The sequence below is a fragment of the Streptomyces sp. 7N604 genome (genome assembly GCF_052245475.1).
Lineage (GTDB): Bacteria > Actinomycetota > Actinomycetes > Streptomycetales > Streptomycetaceae > Streptomyces.
This window is the reverse complement of sequence record NZ_JBQQBX010000016.1, coordinates 159,095-174,575: the sequence shown is the minus strand read 5'-3', so window position 1 is coordinate 174,575 and position 15,481 is coordinate 159,095. Positions and strand designations below refer to the sequence as shown.

The window sequence follows — 15,481 nt, the reverse complement described above, 5'->3', positions numbered from 1 at the left end:
ACGTAGGGCCGTGCCAGCCCGCTGCCCCGGCCGCGCCGCGGCGGAGTCACGTCGAGTTGCCCTCGACGTCCCGTGCGGGGAGGTTCATCTCGTGTCCGAGGCGGTCGACGGCCTTCTCCATGGCGTAGGAGACGGCCTCGACGTCCGCGTCCTGGGTTGCCGCGACGACCAGGTAGGTGCCGGGGCCCGCGGCCATGGTGAAGATGAAGCCACCGGCGTACTGGATCATGGTCAATTCCCACGGGTCGTCCTGGCAGTTGGCGAACTCGGCCGCCTCGCGGCTCAGGGACTGCATCCCGGAGACCGCGGCGGCCATGCGGTCGGCCAGGTCGCGGTCGACCCCCTCGGACGAGGCCGCGGTCAGGCCGTCGGCGGACAGCACCAGGGCGCGCAGTGTGTGCGGCAGCCTGAGGATGTTCTCGTCCAGGATCCAGCCGAGGCCGCTGAGGTCGGTGCCGGGGGTGGTCATTGCTCCGTGTTCCCTTCGTCCGGAATCTGCTGTTGCCGTGCGGCTCGGCGGCCCCGTACGACCGCTCCGAGGCTGGCGGCGGGGTTCGACGGGGTCTGCATGGCGGGGTGCGCCGGTGTGGTGTGCCGCCGCGACCGGCCCCTGCGGCGCTGCGGGAGTCCGTCGGGGCGTACGGGGAGGGGCTGTTGGTCCCGTTGGACTGCGGGCCGCTCGGCCGGGGCAGGGGGCGCGGGCTCCTCGGCCGGGGCTGCGGGGCCGGAGCGCTCGGCGGGGGCGGGCTCCGCTACGCACTTCGCGCGGGTGGAGACGGTCCTCCGGTACCGCAGGGCGGTTGCCCCGGCCGCGGCCAGGCCCGGCAGCAGGAGCCAGATCGTTGCGTCCGGCATGGGTGTCATCGAATCCTCCGGACGAGGACGGATTGGTCGGCACGGACCGACCGGGGCGGCACCCTCGCAGGAGCCCACCGGGGAAGCCGTCATCCCCGGGGGGCCTCGGCGCACCGGCGGCCGGTGTTGAGGCGAATCTTGCTGGTCGCGTCAACGATACGGATCACCCTGGCGGTCGTGGTGTGCGGGGTGGGGGTGAAAACCCGTCACGTTGGTGTGGATCAAGAGGCCGGGGGACTTCGCCGAGCGGGACCAGCAGGACGATCACGCGTGGGCGGAACCCCGGGCCCTGCGCGCCGACCGCGGCCGGTCTCAGTCGGTCAGGCCCGCCGTATCGGTCCAGGTGCGGCCGTCGCCGGCCGGGCCGATCACGGATCGAGCCGCTGGAATGCGAGCGCGAAAGAGGCAAGGCGAGTTGACTCGCGCGCCAGATCACGGAGAAAGACCAGAGCATCGAGGACGAGCTCACTGAACTTCAGCGCAAGTTGTCGAGTTGGCTGAGAATCAGCCCTGACCGCCAGGTGTGCACAGCAAATCCGCATAACTTTACTGCGGTTGACGAGTCTTCCGTGTGGAGCCCAGGGTGCTGCACTGGGACGGACGGACCTGGCGGGACGTCACCGGGCCGGTGGAAGGGCGGCGCCGCAGGCGCTCAGCGGCGACGGCCGCGGCAGCGTCTGGCTCACCGGTGACCCCACCGGATGAGAGGGGCCGCCGGTCTTCTGGCGCTACGACGGTCGGCGCTGGGCGCGGGTGCCCGGGGCGACGGCCCCCGGCGGCGAGACCCAGTCCTACAACGTCACCGACCTCGCTCCGGTCGGCCACACCGGCCGGCACTGGGCCGTCGGCAGCTACGAGCTGCTCGACGGCCAGGGCGGCGCCGACTCGTACGAGTTCATCGAGCGCTCGTCACGACGCTGACACCGATCCGCGTCGTCAGGGTCTTCCGGTGACTCCGGCGGCCGACCACCAGCAGACCGGATTCCCCGTCCGCGACACGTACGACCGCGGGGGCCGTGACCAGCATCGGTGACGGTCCGGGACGAGCCGGGTAGGAATCCGCCGTGGTCGATGACGATGACGGCGAGCCGGACGAGGACGAGCTGCTCCCCGAGCTGTGCGATCTGTGCGGCGTAACGATCTCCAACGGCTCGGAGGTCCATGCGCTCGTGCCGGACTCCTCCGTGATCCATGCCCGGGATCCGGACCTGGACGGGCAGCGGTTCCTGACCGCCTGCTCCCCGCGTCATCTGGAGGAGCTGCAGGAGCAGTACCGGCGAAGGCCGTTCGTGAACGAGGAGCAGTGGGCGGGAAGGATCTCCCGTGCGCTGGGGCACCACCCCGAGGGTCTCGGCCAGGAGCAGCTGGCGGCCGAGACCGGACTGAGCCCGCTCCAGATCCAACGTGCCCTGGCCTGGCAGCGCGAGCGCTTCCGCCGCTGGCGGGAGGAGTACGGCGACGGACCCTCCGGGCCCCCTGCCGGTGATCGGTGATCCGGCCCACGAAGCCGGTCCGCCGTCTGGTAGCTTGAACTTTCAAGATCTGCTCGGTGGCGGCCTGTTGCCCCGCCCCCCACAGCCGACACAGGCACCGTCATGACATCGCCCGCCAGCACCCGTACCACCCCCGCGACAGGCGCCCCGGCCGACCGTCACGCCCCCTCCCTGCCCGCCTACGACGCCGGGCTCCTGGTGCTCCGCCTGGCCCTCGGACTGACCATGGCCGTCCATGGCGCGCAGAAGCTCTTCGGTTGGTTCGGCGGCGCCGGCCTGGACGCGAGCGGGCAGTTCTTCACGATGAGCGGTTACCCGTCCGGCAAGGCCATGGCCGCTGTGGCCGGGCTGACCGAGACCCTCGGCGGTCTCGGCCTCGTCCTCGGGTTGCTCACCCCCCTGGCCGGCGCAGCCGTGGCCGGCACCATGGTCAACGCCATCGCCGTGAAGTGGGGCGGCGGCTTCTTCTCCCCCGAGGGCGTGGAGTACGAGCTGCTGCTGACGGCAGCCGCGGCCGCCCTCGCCCTGACCGGGCCTGGCCGCTTGGCCGCGGACCGGTTCCTGCCGGGTCTGCGGGCGCACCGGCTCGGTCACGGCATCGCGGCCGTCGTGCTCGGCGCGGTGCTGGCCGCCGTGGTCCTGCTGCTCCGTAAGTAGGCGCCGCCCGGTTCAGCTTTCGGCGATTCCGCTGACAGCAAGCAGAGGTGCCACCGGCCGCGGGCGGCGGGCAGTGTCACCGTCATGAGGCTTCTGATGCTGGGTGGATCGGAGTTCGTGGGGCGTGCCGTCACGGAGGAGGCGCTGGCCCGGGGCTGGCGGGTGACGGTGTTTCACCGCGGACTCCATGAGCCGCCGCACGGCGTCGCATCGCTGCACGGGGACCGCGGCGCCGCGGGCGGTCTGGCGGCCCTCGGCCGGGGCGAGTGGGACGTCGTCGTCGACACCTGGTCGGGCGCACCATCGGCGGTACGGGACGCGGCCCGGCTGCTGGCCGACCGGGCCGGGCACTACGCCTACGTCTCCAGCCGGTCGGTGTACTCCTCTCCCTCCGCGGCCGGTTCGGCCGAGGACGCCCCGCTGGTGGACGCCTCGCCCGACGCGGGCGAGGTCGAGTACGCACAGGCCAAGCGCGGCGGGGAACTGGCCGCGGCGGAGGCCTTCGGCGACCGGGCGCTGCTGGTGCGGGCCGGGCTGATCCTCGGCCCCTACGAGAACATCGGCCGGCTGCCGTGGTGGCTGAACCGGATCGCACGCGGCGGCCCGGTGCCCGCCCCCGGACCGCGCGAGCTGGCATTGCAGTACATCGACGCCCGCGACCTCGCCGCGTGGGCCCTCGACGCCGCCGGACGCGGGCTCGGCGGGCCGTACAACCTCGTCAGCCCGCCGGGCCACACCACCATGGGCGATCTGCTGGAGACGTGCGCGCGCGTCACGGGTGCCGACGCCGAGCTGCGCTGGCTGGATCCGGAGCAGGTCCTCGCGGCGGGAATCGAGCCCTGGACGGAGTTCCCGGTCTGGCTGCCTCCGGGCGAGCTGTACGACACCCTGCACCGCGGGGACGTGTCCAAGGCGCTCTCCGCCGGGCTGCGCTGCCGCCCCGTCGCCGAGACCGTGGCCGACACCTGGGCCTGGCTCAGGAGCCTGGGCGGAGAAGCGCCCCGGCGGCCCGACCGCCCCTCCGTCGGTCTCGCCCCGGAGAAGGAGGCGAGGGTTCTCGCGGTCTGAGCCATGAGCCCGCCCGCCCACGGGGAAGGGGCTCAGCCGGCCATCATCCGCTGAGGGGTTCGGTTGTCCATCGGGCCGTACCAGTCGCGCAGCGGGGGACGGCCGACGAATCTGCCGAAGAACAGCGCGGCGGCCGTGGCGACGAGCACGCCGGGCACCATCTCGTAGACGCCCGTCTCGAGAGGCCCGAGGAGTGGGTCGATGCGCTTCCACACCACGACGGTGACCGCGCCTGTCACGATGCCGGCCATCGCCCCGGCCCTGGTCATGCGCGGCCAGTAGAGCGACAGGAGGATCACCGGGCCGAAGGCCGCGCCGAAGCCGGCCCACGCGTACGCGACGATGTCGAGGACGGCGCCGCCGCTGAGCGCGATCGCGTAGGCGACCAGGGCCACGGCCACGACCGTGCCGCGCGCTACGAACACCAGGCACGCGTCCGAGGCGCGCCGGTTGAGGAACGCCCGGTAGAAGTCCTCGGTGAGGGCGGTCGCCGACACCAGCAACTGGCTGTCCGCCGTGGACTTGATGGCGGCCAGCACGGCCACCAGCAGGATGCCCGCCACCCAGGGGTTGACCAATTGCGCGGACAGCGCGATGAAGACGGTCTCCGGGTTCTCGAGCGGCTCGTCGAGCGCGGCGATCCCGACGAGCCCGACGAGCGAGGCACCCGCCAGCACGACGATCACCCAGCCCACACCGATGCGGCGGGCCATGGGGATCTCGCGTGTGCTGCGGATACTCATGAAGCGGACGAGTATGTGGGGCTGGCCGAAGTAGCCGAGTCCCCAGGCGAGCAGGGAGATCACCGCGACGCCGCTGAGCGGCTTGCCGGTCTCCCACCCGCCGTCGTCGAAGCCTGCTTCGGCTCCCATGTCCAGCAGCGCCGGAGTCTTGGCGCCGAGCACACCGCCCAGCGCGTCGAACCCCCCGAGCAGCCCGATTCCTATCAGGGGAAGTGCGAGCGCCGCGAAGAACATCAGCGTGGCCTGTACGGAGTGCGTCACGCTCACGGCGCGGAAACCGCCGAGGAAGGTGTAGAGGACCATGACCACGGCGAAGACGGTGAGCGCGAACTCGAAGCCACCGCCGAAGATCTCCTCGAACAGCACGCCGCCTGCGATGAGGCCGCTCGCGACGTAGACGGTGAAGAACACGACGATGACGGTCGCCGAGACGGTGCGCAGCACCTTGCTGCCGTCCTCGAACCGCTCCTCCAAGTACGCGGAGAGGGTTACGGAGTTGCCGGCCATCTCGGTGTAGGTGCGCAGGCGCGGTGCGACGAGCCGCCAGTTGAGATAGGTGCCGATGACCAGGCCGACGGCGATCCACGTGGCGCCGATTCCCGCCGCGTACACGGCGCCGGGCAGGCCGAGGAACAGCCAGCCGGACATGTCGCTGGCCCCCGCGGACAGGGCCGCCACCGGGGCGCTCAGCCTGCGGCCGCCGAGGGCGAAGTCGGAGAAGGTGGTGGTCTCCTGGTATGTCCAGATACCCACCATGACCATGGCGAGCAGGAAGATCCCAAAGATGATCATGACCGGTACGGTCAGGTAGGTCATCCGCTTCTCCCTTGGGGCAGGCGTCGCCACGCGCGAGGACTGGCCTCTCCGGGTCGGTCATTCCGCAGAGAGTTGAGGGGTCTGCGGGAGCAGACAATACGGATGCCGGGCATGCAGCGGGACCGGTTTGGCAGATGTCCCAGATGTAGCCCGAGTGCGTTCTCGCGTGAGCGCCGCTCCCGCGGCCGGGGGCCGGTACGGAGGTCACTCCCGGGTCTCGGCCCCGTCATCCTCGTGACCGCACCGGCCGGCGTGGGGCCAGGGCACGAAACGTCCGTCCGCGCACTCCACCAGCAACCGCTTGCCGTGTGCCAGCACGCCGCGCGGCCGCAGCCCGCACAGGCTGGCGCTCGCGTACGCGGCGCTCATGCTGCCCAGGTCGTGCACGATGCCGATCCTGAACAGCGACTGGGTCTCCGCGATGGCCTCGTGGTCGCCTGCCCGCATGACCACGCGCAGTTCGGGTGCGATCGCCCGGGCGGCCACGGAGACGGCGATGTTGTCGCGGTCGTCCGAGGAGACGGCGGCCATCGCCTGCGCCCGGTGGAGGCCCAGCTTGTGCAGGACGAACCGGTCCGTCGCGTCCGCGACGACGACGGGTACGCCAAGGGCCCTGGCGAGCCGGAGGTTCGGGGCGGCCGGGTCGCGCTCGACCGCGACCACGCCCATGCCCAGGTCCTGCAGTTGGGTGCAGAGCCGCAGGCCCACCTGCCCCAGTCCGACGACGACCACGTGGCCCGCCCTGGGAAGGGTCCGGGCGCCGACGATGCCGACCGAGCGCGGCGCCAGCAGGCGGTCCACCATGCCCGCGGTGAAGACGGCAGTGAAGACGACGGTGATGAGCATCGCGATGCTGGAGAACACCAGGTAGGCGTCCGAGCCGTGCGCGGATCCCGGACCGACGGTGGAGACCGTACGCACCGCCTCGAACCACGCCTGGACCGGCGGCCGGTGGTTGACGGCCACGGACCAGCCCCAGTCGGAGACCAGTACGGCGAGCAGCCCGGTGAGGCCCGTCAGCATGATCCGCGAGCTGCCGTCGTGCGGCCGCAACTGCCCCCGGATCCGCCCCAGCCATGCCCGGTTCTTCAGGGAGCGCGGCGGCCGGTACGGCGTGAGGCGTACGTGGTCCCCGTGCCGCCGGGCGGCGACGTGGCCCGAGGACGTCCGGGTGAGGGCCAGGAGTCCGGGCTCGACGCATGCGGCCAGGAAGGTCGGTGCGACGACGTCGGCGGGTGAGGTGACCCGGCAGTTGGGGACCACCCGTACGAGTTGCTCGGCCACGGTCCGGTCGAAGATCGTCACCACGAGCGTGACGGCGGGGCGGATGTGTTCCACCGCGAGCGCGTAGCGCAGGGCCTCGACGTCGTCGTCGAGCAGGATCGCGACGCCTGCCACCTCCTCGTCCAGCACACGGCGCAGCTCCGCGTCCGTGGGTCGGCCGAGGTGGTGGACGAAGTGGCCGGCAGAGCGCAGCGATCCGCAGGCCCTGCCGGCCACGTCTCCTCCGATGACGACGAAACATGCCCCGCCGCCCGCGCGTTGGACACCAGGGGTGGCCCGGTCCTCCTCGTGCTCGGGTGAGGCACCGTCAAGGGAAGGGTTTGATGCCGTGACTGCGGTCATCGGAACGACTGGTTCTCCTGCTCACCGCTGCCGTTGGGGCTGCCCTTGGGGCTGCCGTCGGGGCCGGCGGCGGCCGTGGTGGCCACGGTGGCGCCCGTCCTGCCCGCTCCGTCCGGTCCAGCCGGTCCGTCGGGTCCGTCCGGTCCATCGGGTCCATCGGGTCCATCGGGTCCGTCCGGTCCGCCCGGCGCTCCCCCGGCGAGCCCGAGCTTGGAGTGCCGGTAGCCGTAGAGGGCGTAGACGACGACGCCGAGCACGGCCCAGGCCAGGAAGCGCACCCAAGTCATCGGCTGCAGCTGGGTGATGAGCCACAGCGAGAAGACGATGCCGAGGACGGGGACCAGTGGCATGCCCGGGCAGCGGAAGGTCCGTGGGAGGTGCGGAGAGCGGTAGCGCAGCACGATCACGGCGGCGGAGACCACCACGAAGGCCAGCAGGATGCCGATGTTGGTGAGTTCCGCGGCCTCGTTGATCGGCATCAGGCCGGCCATGACCGCGGAGACCACCCCGACGATCCAGGTGGGGCGATGCGGTACTTGAGTGCGGGGGTGCACCTTCGCGAACCAGCCGGGCAGCAGGCCGTCCCTGCTGATCGCGAACCAGACGCGGGAGGCGCCCAGCATGAAGGAGAACAGCACGGTGAGGATGCCGACGATCGCGCCGACCGCGATGACGTCGGCGAAGACGGGCAGGCCGACGGCCTCGAAGGCCGAGGAGAAGGCGCTCTCCGGGTCGATGTGGTTGTAGCGCTGCATGCCGGTCAGCACCCCGCAGGCGAGCAGGTAGAGCACCATGGCGATGCCGAGCGAGAGTACGATCGCCTTGGGCAGATTGCGCTGGGCGTCCTTGGACTCCTCCGCCGCCGTACTCATCGCGTCGTATCCGAAGACGGCGAAGAAGACAGTCGCCGCTCCCGTGACCACGCCGCCGAAACCGTACGGCAGGTACGGGCTCAGGTTGCCGGACTTCACGTGGAACACGCCGACCACGACGACCGCGACGACGATCGCGATCTTGACGAAGACGAGGATCGTCTCGATGCGTGCGCTGGTCTTCATGCCGCGGTTGAGCAGCCAGGCGATCAGCAGGCACAGCAGCGCGGCGAACAGGTCGACCCGGTGGCCGGAGCCGGTGCCCGGAGCGCCGAGCATCCACGCCGGCAGATCGACCCCGAGCCCGTCGAGGAGGAAGGAGAAGTACCCGGAGATACCGATGGCCACCACGGCGACGATCGCCGTGTACTCCAGCAGCAGGTCCCAGCCGATCATCCAGGCGGCGGCCTCGCCCAGCACCGCGTAGCTGTAGGTGTAGGCGGATCCGGAACGAGGGATGAGCCCCGCGAACTCGGCGTAGGACAGCGCCGCGGCGGCGCTGGCGATCCCGGCGATGATGAAGGAGAGGCTGACGCCCGGTCCCGCGGTCCCGTTGGCGACCGTGCCGGCCAGGGAGAAGATGCCGGCGCCGATGATGGCGCCGAGCCCGATCGCGGTGAGCTGCCAGAGCCCCAGCGTGCGCTTCAGTCCGCTGCGTTCCTCGGGCGCGGCTCCGCCCGTGATCGGCTGGCGGCGGAGAATGCCGGTGCGTGGACGGGTTCTGCCTGCGGTGCTCATGGGTCACTTCCATCAATAGGTGGTGTGAGCGTCGGGTGGCGTGAGCGAGACGGCTTGCTTGCCGTTGTGACGGCCTCGGGGTTTCCGCCGCCAGGGGGCTCGGCCGGCACCGCAGGTTGTGCGTCACGGCGGCCCTGTGTTCGTGCGCGTTGGTGCGCGTTGGTGCGCGCGCATTCCTCAGCCACCCGGGGCACCGTGGTGACGTCCCTGGTCACCGGTGGTGCCGCACGTGCGTGGTGTCGCGCAGCACTCAAGGTAGGAGCCACGCTCTGCGACACCCATAGACAGATGCCATAAGTTCGGGCCGCGGATTCCTACAGATGCTCAATGGGGTCTCTGCTCTCCGCTGCGCGGAGCGCGGCGGGGTCCGGCGGGTCCGGCGGGTCCGGCGGGTCCGGCGGGTCCGGCGGGTCCGGCGGGTCCGGCGGGTCCGGCGGGTCCGGCGGGTCCGGCAGGATCATCGACTGATGCCACACGAGCGTGATGGGAAGGAGTCGCTGTGACCGAGAGATTCCGGAGCGGCAGGACAGGTGCGGCGGTGGCGTTGTCGGCAGCCGCTGTGCTGTTCGTGTTCGTGTCGGGCTGCACCGGCACCGGCGGGCAGGACGGCTCCCCTGCACCGTCGCCCTCGCCGGCCATGCCCTCGCCGGCCACGTCCTCGCCGACTGACCAGCAGCGGACGCCGTCCCCGTCCTCCTCCCCCGCCACCTCCGAGGACCGGAAGGTACCGGCACCGGTCCTGGTCGAGATGGTGGTCAGCGGCGGCTTCGCCGGACGCCAGGAACAGATCCGCGTCCTCGACGACGGCACGTACACCACCCTCGACAAGGGCAGAAACGGCCCGAAGCGCACCCTGAGGCCCACTCAACTCCGCTCGCTGCGCGAGGCATTGAAGTCGGCGGACTTCGAGCGGCTGCCACGGCGCACGGTCGACGAGAACGCGCGGGACGTGATCACGTACGTGGTCGTGCACGATCACGTCACGGTCATGACGGACCAGTCCACCCCCGTACGACCGCTGGACGAGGTGATCAACATGCTGTCCGGGCTGCTTCCCGGCCACGCCGCGCGGTGAGGAGGAAGGCCCGGGACACCGGCGGGTCAAGGCCGAGTTCCGGGTGCCAGTCCGGAGCCGGGCCGAGCCCGGGGCCGACGAGTTCGAGGCCACGAAGAATGCGGCGACCTCGGCGCGGGAGCGCGGCCGGAGCGTCACGCCCTCCTTGCCGTAGAGCGCGACTGCCGCTCCGTCGCCTCCCGGGTCGAAGTCTCCGGTGACATGAGAGAAGGCGAGGTAGCTGCCCGGCGCCGGCGCGCCGACGAGATTCCGGACGAGTCCGTACGCGTCGTCTTCGTCCGGTACGAAGCGCAGGAGTGCGATGAGGGACAGTCAGCGCTTCCATTCCGGCAGCAGGAAGTCGGCCTGACCGGCCTTCGCTCCCTCGATGAACGCCAGAATCTCGCCGCTGGTGTAGATCAGTGCGGGGCCTTCGGGATCGTCGGACTGGCGCAGCGCCACCCGGCCGTCGTGCAGTCTCATGGCCTCGACGCAGTTTCCCCCGTTGCCGCCGCTCCACGGCTTGTGCCAGCCCTCGCTGCCGAGGTCGGTGGCGCGCATGCCGTTGTATATGCGGTCCATTCAGATCTCCTTGCGGAATTCTGTGAGGATTTTCCTTGTCCGCTGTGCGGTCGCCGCCTGGGCCGCCATGTGGTCCAGCACCTCGAGATAGGAGGCCACTTCGTCGCGCTCGTCGAGATGGACGGCGCCCGTCAGGTATTCGACGTAGACCATGTCGGGCAGTTCGGGGAGGGCGAACCGGAAGAGGACGAAGGGCCCGTAGGTGCCGGGATGGTGTCCCGAGGCGAACTCGGCAATTTGCAACGTGACTTTGGGCATACGGGCCGCTTCCAGGAGCCGGTCAGCCTGGGCCCGCATCACATCCGGCGTTCCGACGGGTCGGCGCAGAATCGTTTCGTCCATCACCACCCACAGCCTGGGGCCGTTCTGACGGGTGAGCAGACTCTGCCGCTCCATGCGCAGCGCCACATACCGCTCGATGTCGTCGGGCCTGGCCCGTCCGAGAGCACCGGACCGCAGCACGGCGCGGGCGTAATCCTCGGTCTGGAGCAGGCCGGGCACGAAGTGGGGCTCGTACGCCCGGATGAGGCTCGCCGCGCCCTCCAGGCTGACGTGCACGCTGAACCAGTCCGGCAGGATGTCGTGGAACCTCTGCCACCAGCCGGGCTTGTTGGCTTCCTCGGTCAGCTCGGTGAAGGCCTCGACCTCCTCGCCGGTGATCCCGTAGGCCTCGAGCAGCATCCGCACGTAAGGGATCTTCAGGGCGACCTCGGCCGTCTCCATCCTGCGAATCGTGGCCGAGGCGACGCGGAGCACCCGGGCGGCCTGATCGCGCTTCAGACCTGCCCTCTCGCGCAGGTCCTGGAGGCGCTTGCCGAGAACGACCTGACCCACGGTCGGTGCCGACCGCGGTTCACTCACGTCGCGTCTCCCCGCACGCTCATGTCGGCAGTGTGCCATGACTAGGGAAGGCCTGGACACACTGCACTTCCGACTCTGCAATGTCCAGAGTGGGTCTTGCCAAGTGTCAGCGGCTGCAACCATATTGATCGTGGTGACGCGGTCCGCGTGGCTGTGGTGCAGAGAGTCCGGCAAGCCCCCCACCGATAGGAATCGCCGTGGCGCTCGGTAAGGCGATGACGTCTCGTACGACGGCAGGCCCCTTCTCGGGCAACGGCGTGCGCCGGCACAGGCGCGAGCCGGCCCGGCCCCACGGCGGGTCCCGCCCATGACTCACGGCCTCGACCTGGTGACCCGTCTGTCCGGCCTGCTCGGACAGCGGAGGCAGCGGGTGGAACCCGCCCGTCGGCGGCGCCTTGAGATACCGCCCGCCCTACCGACAGCCCTCGGATGCGACGCCGTCGGGGTGGACCGGCACCACGGGCCCTGGATCATGGACGCTCTGCCCCGGGTGGGGTGCGTCTTCGCCGACAGCGAGCGATGGTGGTGGGTCGTCCCGTCCAAGTCCCAATACGGGGTCACATGGCCGCCCATGGCGCGCTATTCGGTCGGCGCCTATGTGGCCGCACCGCTCCGGGAGGAACGCGAGGGACGCGTAGGAGGCGCAGGACGCGCGGGACGCGCGGGAGCAGTCCCGCGGCCCGCCGTCCCCCGCCTGATCCACTGGCCCGACGACACCGTGCCGTACACCCACCCGATCCTGCTGTACATCGCCGTGTGCAGGGCCGCCGGGGTCCCGCCGAACTGGTCACACGACAGGCTCGGCAGGGGCGTTCCCGCTCGGTGACGATGCGCCGCGACGCGACGAGACGCGCCGCGCCCCCGTCGTCGCGCGGCCGCCCCTCTCCGGTGACGCCCGCCCGGTTCAGTGACCCGCGATGCCGTCGATCAGCTCGCGCGCGCCCTGGCGCAGCAGTGCTACGGCGACGGACGTGCCGAGCGTCGCCGGGTCGAGCGGGCCCGCCCACTCGTGGGCGTCGAGAACGGTCTTGCCGTCCGGAGTGAAGACGCGGGCCCGCAGCGACAGCCCTCCATTGCGCTCGGACCTCGCGTACCCGGCAATGGGTGAGTTGCAGTGGCCCTGCAGGACGTGCAGGAACATCCGCTCGGCCGTGGTCTCCCGGAAGGCGTCCGGGTCGCCGAGCCCGCTCACGGTGTCGATGGTGGCGGTGTCGTCCTCGCGGCACTGCAGGGCCAGGACCCCGGCGCCGATCGGCGGGCACATCGTCTCCACGGAGAGGATCTCGGTGATGACGTCGGTGCGGCCGATGCGCTCGAGTCCCGACACGGCGAGCAGCAGCGCGTCCGCGTCCCCGGCGTGCAGCTTCTCCAGGCGGCGGTTGGCGTTGCCGCGCATCGGCACGCACTCCAGGTGCGGGTGGGAGCCGGCGAGCTGCGCGATCCTGCGCACCGAGGAAGTGCCGATACGGGTGCCCGCGGGCAGTTCGTCGAGCGTGAGTCCGCCGGGGTGGATCAGGGCGTCCCGGATGTCGTCGCGCTTCAGGTAGGCCGCGAACGTCGTGCCGGCCGGGAGGGGCCGGTCCGCGGGTACGTCCTTGACGCAGTGCACCGCCAGATCCGCCTCCCCCGCGAGCAGCGCGGCGTCCACCTCCTTGGTGAACGCGCCCTTCCCCCCCAGCTTCGCCAGGTCGCCCATCCAGCGGTCGCCCGACGTCGTGACCGGCACAACCTCCGTACGGATGCCGGGGTGGAGGGCGGCCAGCTCGGTGCGGACCCGTTCCACCTGGGCGAGGGCCATGGGCGAGGAACGGGAGACGATGCGGATCAGTTCAGGGGCGGACATGGCATCCACGATAGAGCGTCAGATCCGCGGGGCGGGCACTGGACCCGGATGTACGTGGCTCGCGGCTGCCGTAGCCGACTGCTGTACGCGCGATGGGGTCCCGATGTCAGTGGCAGTTGGCATCCTTCTACCAACACCCGGTCACCATTTGTGGCCGTCGAGTCACCTACCGGCGCTGAGCCCGGACCGGCAGGACCGACCGGACCGACCGGGCCGACCGGCCGGGGAGCAGGGGCAGGGGCAGGCACGCCGGTGCCTGAACGGAAGGGGGGAGACATCGTGGTCGAGATGCCCAGGGACATCCGTCGCCTGGTGGCCTCAGTGGCGGGCGAGTTCACCATTGCCGCCGATCACTCCTGGGGCGGCTCCGGCCGGCCCGCCGTCTGGGAGGTGAAGGGCCTCGACGGGCGGCGGTGGTTCGCCAAACGGCATACGGGTCCGAAGGAGCACCGCCGGGAGGTCACCGCGTACCGGAGGTGGACCTCGGCGCTCGGCGAGGGGCGCGCCCCTGTGCTGGCGGCCGCCGACACCCCGGCGCAGGCCATCGTGGTCACCGCGGTGCCCGGGCGCAGCCTGGGCTGCCGTCCGCCGGCGCCGGAACGGGAGCGCGAGGCGTACCGGCAGGCCGGACATCTGCTCGCGCTGCTGCACTCCGCGCCGGTCGGCCAACCGGAGCCGGGGCGGGATGCGTTGGGAAGCGGGACGGAAGCCGGGGCTGAACGGGGGACGCACTGCGGGACAGAACCCGGGACGGATTCCGGGCCGGATATCGGGCCGGGTATCGGGACGTCCTGGGAGGCGGATGTGGAGGCGACGCTCAACGGCGCCGCGCTGTACCTGACCGCCGAGGACGACGCGCTGGTCCGTGCGATCACCGAGGAGCCGCCGCCGGCTCGGCCGCAGGTGGTGGCGCACGCCGACTTCCAGCCCCGGAACTGGCTGTGGGACGAGGAGCAACAGCTGCTGCGCGTCATCGGCTTCGAGCGAACCTGTGTCGAGCCCGCAGTGCGTCGCGACTTATGCCGCCTGGAGTACGGGTTCCTGCACGCCCGTTCCGGTCTTCGGTCCGCGTTCTACGAGGGCTACGGGCGCGAGCTCACCGCCGATGAGCGCCGTGCGTGCGCCGCGTACGCCGCGGTGGCTGCCGTGAGCGCTCTGCGCTGGGGCATCGAGCATCGCGACCTGGAGACCGTCGAGCAGGCCCACGCGATGCTGGGCCGTCTCCGCGCCGAGCGCGCCGAATGCTGTCGGAGGGGCGGGAGCCCGTGATGACCGACCGTGCGTTGGACGACGGAGATTCGGGGTCAGCCGGGCCCAGCGGGGCGGAAGGGCATCGTGGGGAGGCCCGGGGTGTCCACGCGCAGTCTGAAGACTGCGCCGTCCAGCGGGCCCGGCGCGTCCAGGCCGATCCGGGCGCTGGTGATGTGAAGGGTCCGCCCGTCCGGACCCCCGAGGCACACTCCGGCGGGCTGGGTGGCCGGTACCGGGACGACGCGGTCGAGCGTGCCGTCCGGCAGGTAGCGGTGGACGGCGCCCGCGCCCCAGACGGCGACCCACAGGCGACCTTGCTGGTCGACGGTCATCCCGTCGGGGCTGGCGTCCTCGACGTAGGCGAAGGGCTCGGGCGTGCCAAGCGTGCCGGGCCCCGGGTCGACCGGGTAGCGCCGGATGACGCCGCGGGCGCTGTCGGCCAGGTACATCGCCGTCCCATCTGCCGTGAACGCGGGGCCGTTGGGAACGGTGATGCGATCCAGGACACGGGTGACGGTACCGCCGGGGTCGACGCGGTAGAGCGATCCCGCGTCCTCGGTGGCGTCGTACGCCATGCTGCCCGCCCAGAAGCGGCCGTGCGGGTCGGCGGTGCCGTCGTTCATACGGGAGTGCGCGGGCGTATCGTCCTCGGGCCTGGCGAGCCAGTCGAGGGTGCCGTCGGGGGCGATGAGGCAGATACCGGTCCCTGCCGCGGCGATCCAGGTTCCCGGGCGGCCGGCCACCGGAGCCACGGCGCCCAGTGGCACGGGCAGTTCGGCGAGCAGGCGCAGGGCGGCAGGGGCAGAGGCAGGGGCGGAGGGGGAAGCGGAGGCGGAAGCAGAGGCAGGGCCGGTGCCGCTCGCGCCGGGGGCCTCGAGCAGTCGTCCGGCGAGGATGTCGACGAGCACGAGCCTGCCGTCGGTCCAGCGGATGCCCTCGCCCAGTTCGAGCCGGTCCGCCCAGCGCGGCGTGGGTACGTCGTCGGTCATCGGGTCTGCGTCGGTCATCGTCTCTGCTCCGTC

Annotated in this window: 17 protein-coding genes and 1 pseudogene; 7 read left to right on the top strand and 11 right to left on the bottom strand. The window is 71.4% G+C overall.

The features are described 5' to 3' along the window. Positions 1-46: 46 nt before the first annotated feature. Together ACTWP8_RS19385 and ACTWP8_RS19380 are read right to left on the bottom strand one after the other, a co-directional pair. Positions 47-469: a roadblock/LC7 domain-containing protein gene (locus ACTWP8_RS19385; RefSeq protein ID WP_443323393.1), complete on the bottom strand. Its 423-nt coding sequence runs from the start codon at positions 467-469 to the stop codon at positions 47-49. Then, the gene (locus tag ACTWP8_RS19380) at positions 466-855 is read right to left on the bottom strand and encodes a hypothetical protein (protein WP_443323392.1); all 390 of its coding nucleotides are present in this window, start codon (positions 853-855) and stop codon (positions 466-468) included. Before ACTWP8_RS19380 ends, ACTWP8_RS19385 begins: the two co-directional genes overlap by 4 nt. Before the next feature lie 753 nt (positions 856-1,608). Between ACTWP8_RS19380 and ACTWP8_RS19375 the strand changes: the two genes are divergently transcribed. From ACTWP8_RS19375 to ACTWP8_RS19360, 4 genes are all read left to right on the top strand, one after another. Continuing rightward, on the top strand, positions 1,609-1,776 hold the full coding sequence (locus ACTWP8_RS19375) for a hypothetical protein (protein ID WP_443323391.1): 168 nt from the start codon (positions 1,609-1,611) through the stop codon (positions 1,774-1,776). A gap of 143 nt (positions 1,777-1,919) precedes the next feature. Then, a complete protein-coding gene (locus tag ACTWP8_RS19370) occupies positions 1,920-2,348 on the top strand; it encodes a hypothetical protein (protein ID WP_443323390.1) in 429 nt (142 codons plus the stop codon). Positions 2,349-2,450: 102 nt separating this feature from the next. After that, positions 2,451-3,005: a DoxX family protein gene (locus ACTWP8_RS19365; protein WP_443323389.1), complete on the top strand. Its 555-nt coding sequence runs from the start codon at positions 2,451-2,453 to the stop codon at positions 3,003-3,005. 84 nt (positions 3,006-3,089) lie between these two features. After that, positions 3,090-4,073 carry an NAD-dependent epimerase/dehydratase family protein gene (locus tag ACTWP8_RS19360; protein WP_443323388.1) on the top strand — a complete coding sequence of 328 codons (984 nt, stop codon included), beginning with the start codon at positions 3,090-3,092 and terminating at the stop codon, positions 4,071-4,073. Between the two features lie 32 nt (positions 4,074-4,105). On the opposite strand, the gene putP is transcribed toward ACTWP8_RS19360, so the two are convergent. The 4 genes from putP to ACTWP8_RS19340 all read right to left on the bottom strand — a co-directional run bounded on the left by putP (position 4,106) and on the right by ACTWP8_RS19340 (position 9,329). Further along, positions 4,106-5,632: a sodium/proline symporter PutP gene (gene putP / locus ACTWP8_RS19355; RefSeq protein ID WP_443323387.1), complete on the bottom strand. Its 1,527-nt coding sequence runs from the start codon at positions 5,630-5,632 to the stop codon at positions 4,106-4,108. A gap of 204 nt (positions 5,633-5,836) precedes the next feature. Continuing rightward, complete coding sequence (locus tag ACTWP8_RS19350) at positions 5,837-7,258, bottom strand: NAD(P)-binding protein (protein WP_443323386.1); 1,422 nt, start codon at positions 7,256-7,258, stop codon at positions 5,837-5,839. Beyond that, positions 7,255-8,868 carry an amino acid permease gene (locus tag ACTWP8_RS19345; RefSeq protein WP_443323385.1) on the bottom strand — a complete coding sequence of 538 codons (1,614 nt, stop codon included), beginning with the start codon at positions 8,866-8,868 and terminating at the stop codon, positions 7,255-7,257. Before ACTWP8_RS19345 ends, ACTWP8_RS19350 begins: the two co-directional genes overlap by 4 nt. A gap of 314 nt (positions 8,869-9,182) precedes the next feature. Then, positions 9,183-9,329 carry a hypothetical protein gene (locus tag ACTWP8_RS19340; RefSeq protein ID WP_443323384.1) on the bottom strand — a complete coding sequence of 49 codons (147 nt, stop codon included), beginning with the start codon at positions 9,327-9,329 and terminating at the stop codon, positions 9,183-9,185. A gap of 38 nt (positions 9,330-9,367) precedes the next feature. Between ACTWP8_RS19340 and ACTWP8_RS19335 the strand changes: the two genes are divergently transcribed. Next, positions 9,368-9,943, top strand: coding sequence for a hypothetical protein (locus ACTWP8_RS19335; RefSeq protein ID WP_443323383.1), 576 nt, complete (start codon positions 9,368-9,370; stop codon positions 9,941-9,943). A gap of 126 nt (positions 9,944-10,069) precedes the next feature. Here the strand turns inward: ACTWP8_RS19335 and ACTWP8_RS19330 are convergent. The 3 genes and pseudogenes from ACTWP8_RS19330 to ACTWP8_RS19320 all read right to left on the bottom strand — a co-directional run. Continuing rightward, positions 10,070-10,237: pseudogene (locus ACTWP8_RS19330) on the bottom strand (SAM-dependent methyltransferase); the annotation flags it as partial. Positions 10,238-10,255: 18 nt separating this feature from the next. After that, positions 10,256-10,504 (bottom strand): DUF397 domain-containing protein, encoded by a 249-nt coding sequence (locus tag ACTWP8_RS19325; RefSeq protein WP_443323382.1) that lies wholly within the window; start codon positions 10,502-10,504, stop codon positions 10,256-10,258. Continuing rightward, a complete protein-coding gene (locus ACTWP8_RS19320) occupies positions 10,505-11,365 on the bottom strand; it encodes a helix-turn-helix domain-containing protein (RefSeq protein WP_443323381.1) in 861 nt (286 codons plus the stop codon). 307 nt (positions 11,366-11,672) lie between these two features. Between ACTWP8_RS19320 and ACTWP8_RS19315 the strand changes: the two genes are divergently transcribed. Next, positions 11,673-12,191: a hypothetical protein gene (locus ACTWP8_RS19315; protein WP_443323380.1), complete on the top strand. Its 519-nt coding sequence runs from the start codon at positions 11,673-11,675 to the stop codon at positions 12,189-12,191. A 78-nt stretch (positions 12,192-12,269) separates the two neighbouring features. Here the strand turns inward: ACTWP8_RS19315 and hemC are convergent, their stop codons facing one another. Beyond that, a complete protein-coding gene (hemC, locus tag ACTWP8_RS19310) occupies positions 12,270-13,208 on the bottom strand; it encodes a hydroxymethylbilane synthase (RefSeq protein ID WP_443313707.1) in 939 nt (312 codons plus the stop codon). Positions 13,209-13,496: 288 nt separating this feature from the next. On the opposite strand from hemC, the gene ACTWP8_RS19305 reads away from it, so the two are divergent. Further along, a complete protein-coding gene (locus ACTWP8_RS19305) occupies positions 13,497-14,477 on the top strand; it encodes an aminoglycoside phosphotransferase family protein (RefSeq protein ID WP_443323379.1) in 981 nt (326 codons plus the stop codon). Positions 14,478-14,512: 35 nt separating this feature from the next. Here the strand turns inward: ACTWP8_RS19305 and ACTWP8_RS19300 are convergent, their stop codons facing one another. Next, positions 14,513-15,448: an SMP-30/gluconolactonase/LRE family protein gene (locus ACTWP8_RS19300; protein ID WP_443323417.1), complete on the bottom strand. Its 936-nt coding sequence runs from the start codon at positions 15,446-15,448 to the stop codon at positions 14,513-14,515. Positions 15,449-15,481: the final 33 nt, after the last annotated feature.

Coding starts and splice junctions, on each gene's coding strand:
- ACTWP8_RS19385 (WP_443323393.1), bottom strand. CDS start 469: ATGACCACCCCCGGCACCGACCTCAGCGGCCTCGGCTGGATCCTGGAC.
- ACTWP8_RS19300 (WP_443323417.1), bottom strand. CDS start 15,448: ATGACCGACGACGTACCCACGCCGCGCTGGGCGGACCGGCTCGAACTG.
- ACTWP8_RS19350 (WP_443323386.1), bottom strand. CDS start 7,258: ATGACCGCAGTCACGGCATCAAACCCTTCCCTTGACGGTGCCTCACCC.
- putP (WP_443323387.1), bottom strand. CDS start 5,632: ATGACCTACCTGACCGTACCGGTCATGATCATCTTTGGGATCTTCCTG.
- ACTWP8_RS19315 (WP_443323380.1), top strand. CDS start 11,673: ATGACTCACGGCCTCGACCTGGTGACCCGTCTGTCCGGCCTGCTCGGA.
- ACTWP8_RS19325 (WP_443323382.1), bottom strand. CDS start 10,504: ATGGACCGCATATACAACGGCATGCGCGCCACCGACCTCGGCAGCGAG.
- ACTWP8_RS19340 (WP_443323384.1), bottom strand. CDS start 9,329: ATGATCCTGCCGGACCCGCCGGACCCGCCGGACCCGCCGGACCCGCCG.
- ACTWP8_RS19345 (WP_443323385.1), bottom strand. CDS start 8,868: ATGAGCACCGCAGGCAGAACCCGTCCACGCACCGGCATTCTCCGCCGC.
- hemC (WP_443313707.1), bottom strand. CDS start 13,208: ATGTCCGCCCCTGAACTGATCCGCATCGTCTCCCGTTCCTCGCCCATG.
- ACTWP8_RS19380 (WP_443323392.1), bottom strand. CDS start 855: ATGCCGGACGCAACGATCTGGCTCCTGCTGCCGGGCCTGGCCGCGGCC.
- ACTWP8_RS19365 (WP_443323389.1), top strand. CDS start 2,451: ATGACATCGCCCGCCAGCACCCGTACCACCCCCGCGACAGGCGCCCCG.
- ACTWP8_RS19360 (WP_443323388.1), top strand. CDS start 3,090: ATGAGGCTTCTGATGCTGGGTGGATCGGAGTTCGTGGGGCGTGCCGTC.
- ACTWP8_RS19305 (WP_443323379.1), top strand. CDS start 13,497: ATGCCCAGGGACATCCGTCGCCTGGTGGCCTCAGTGGCGGGCGAGTTC.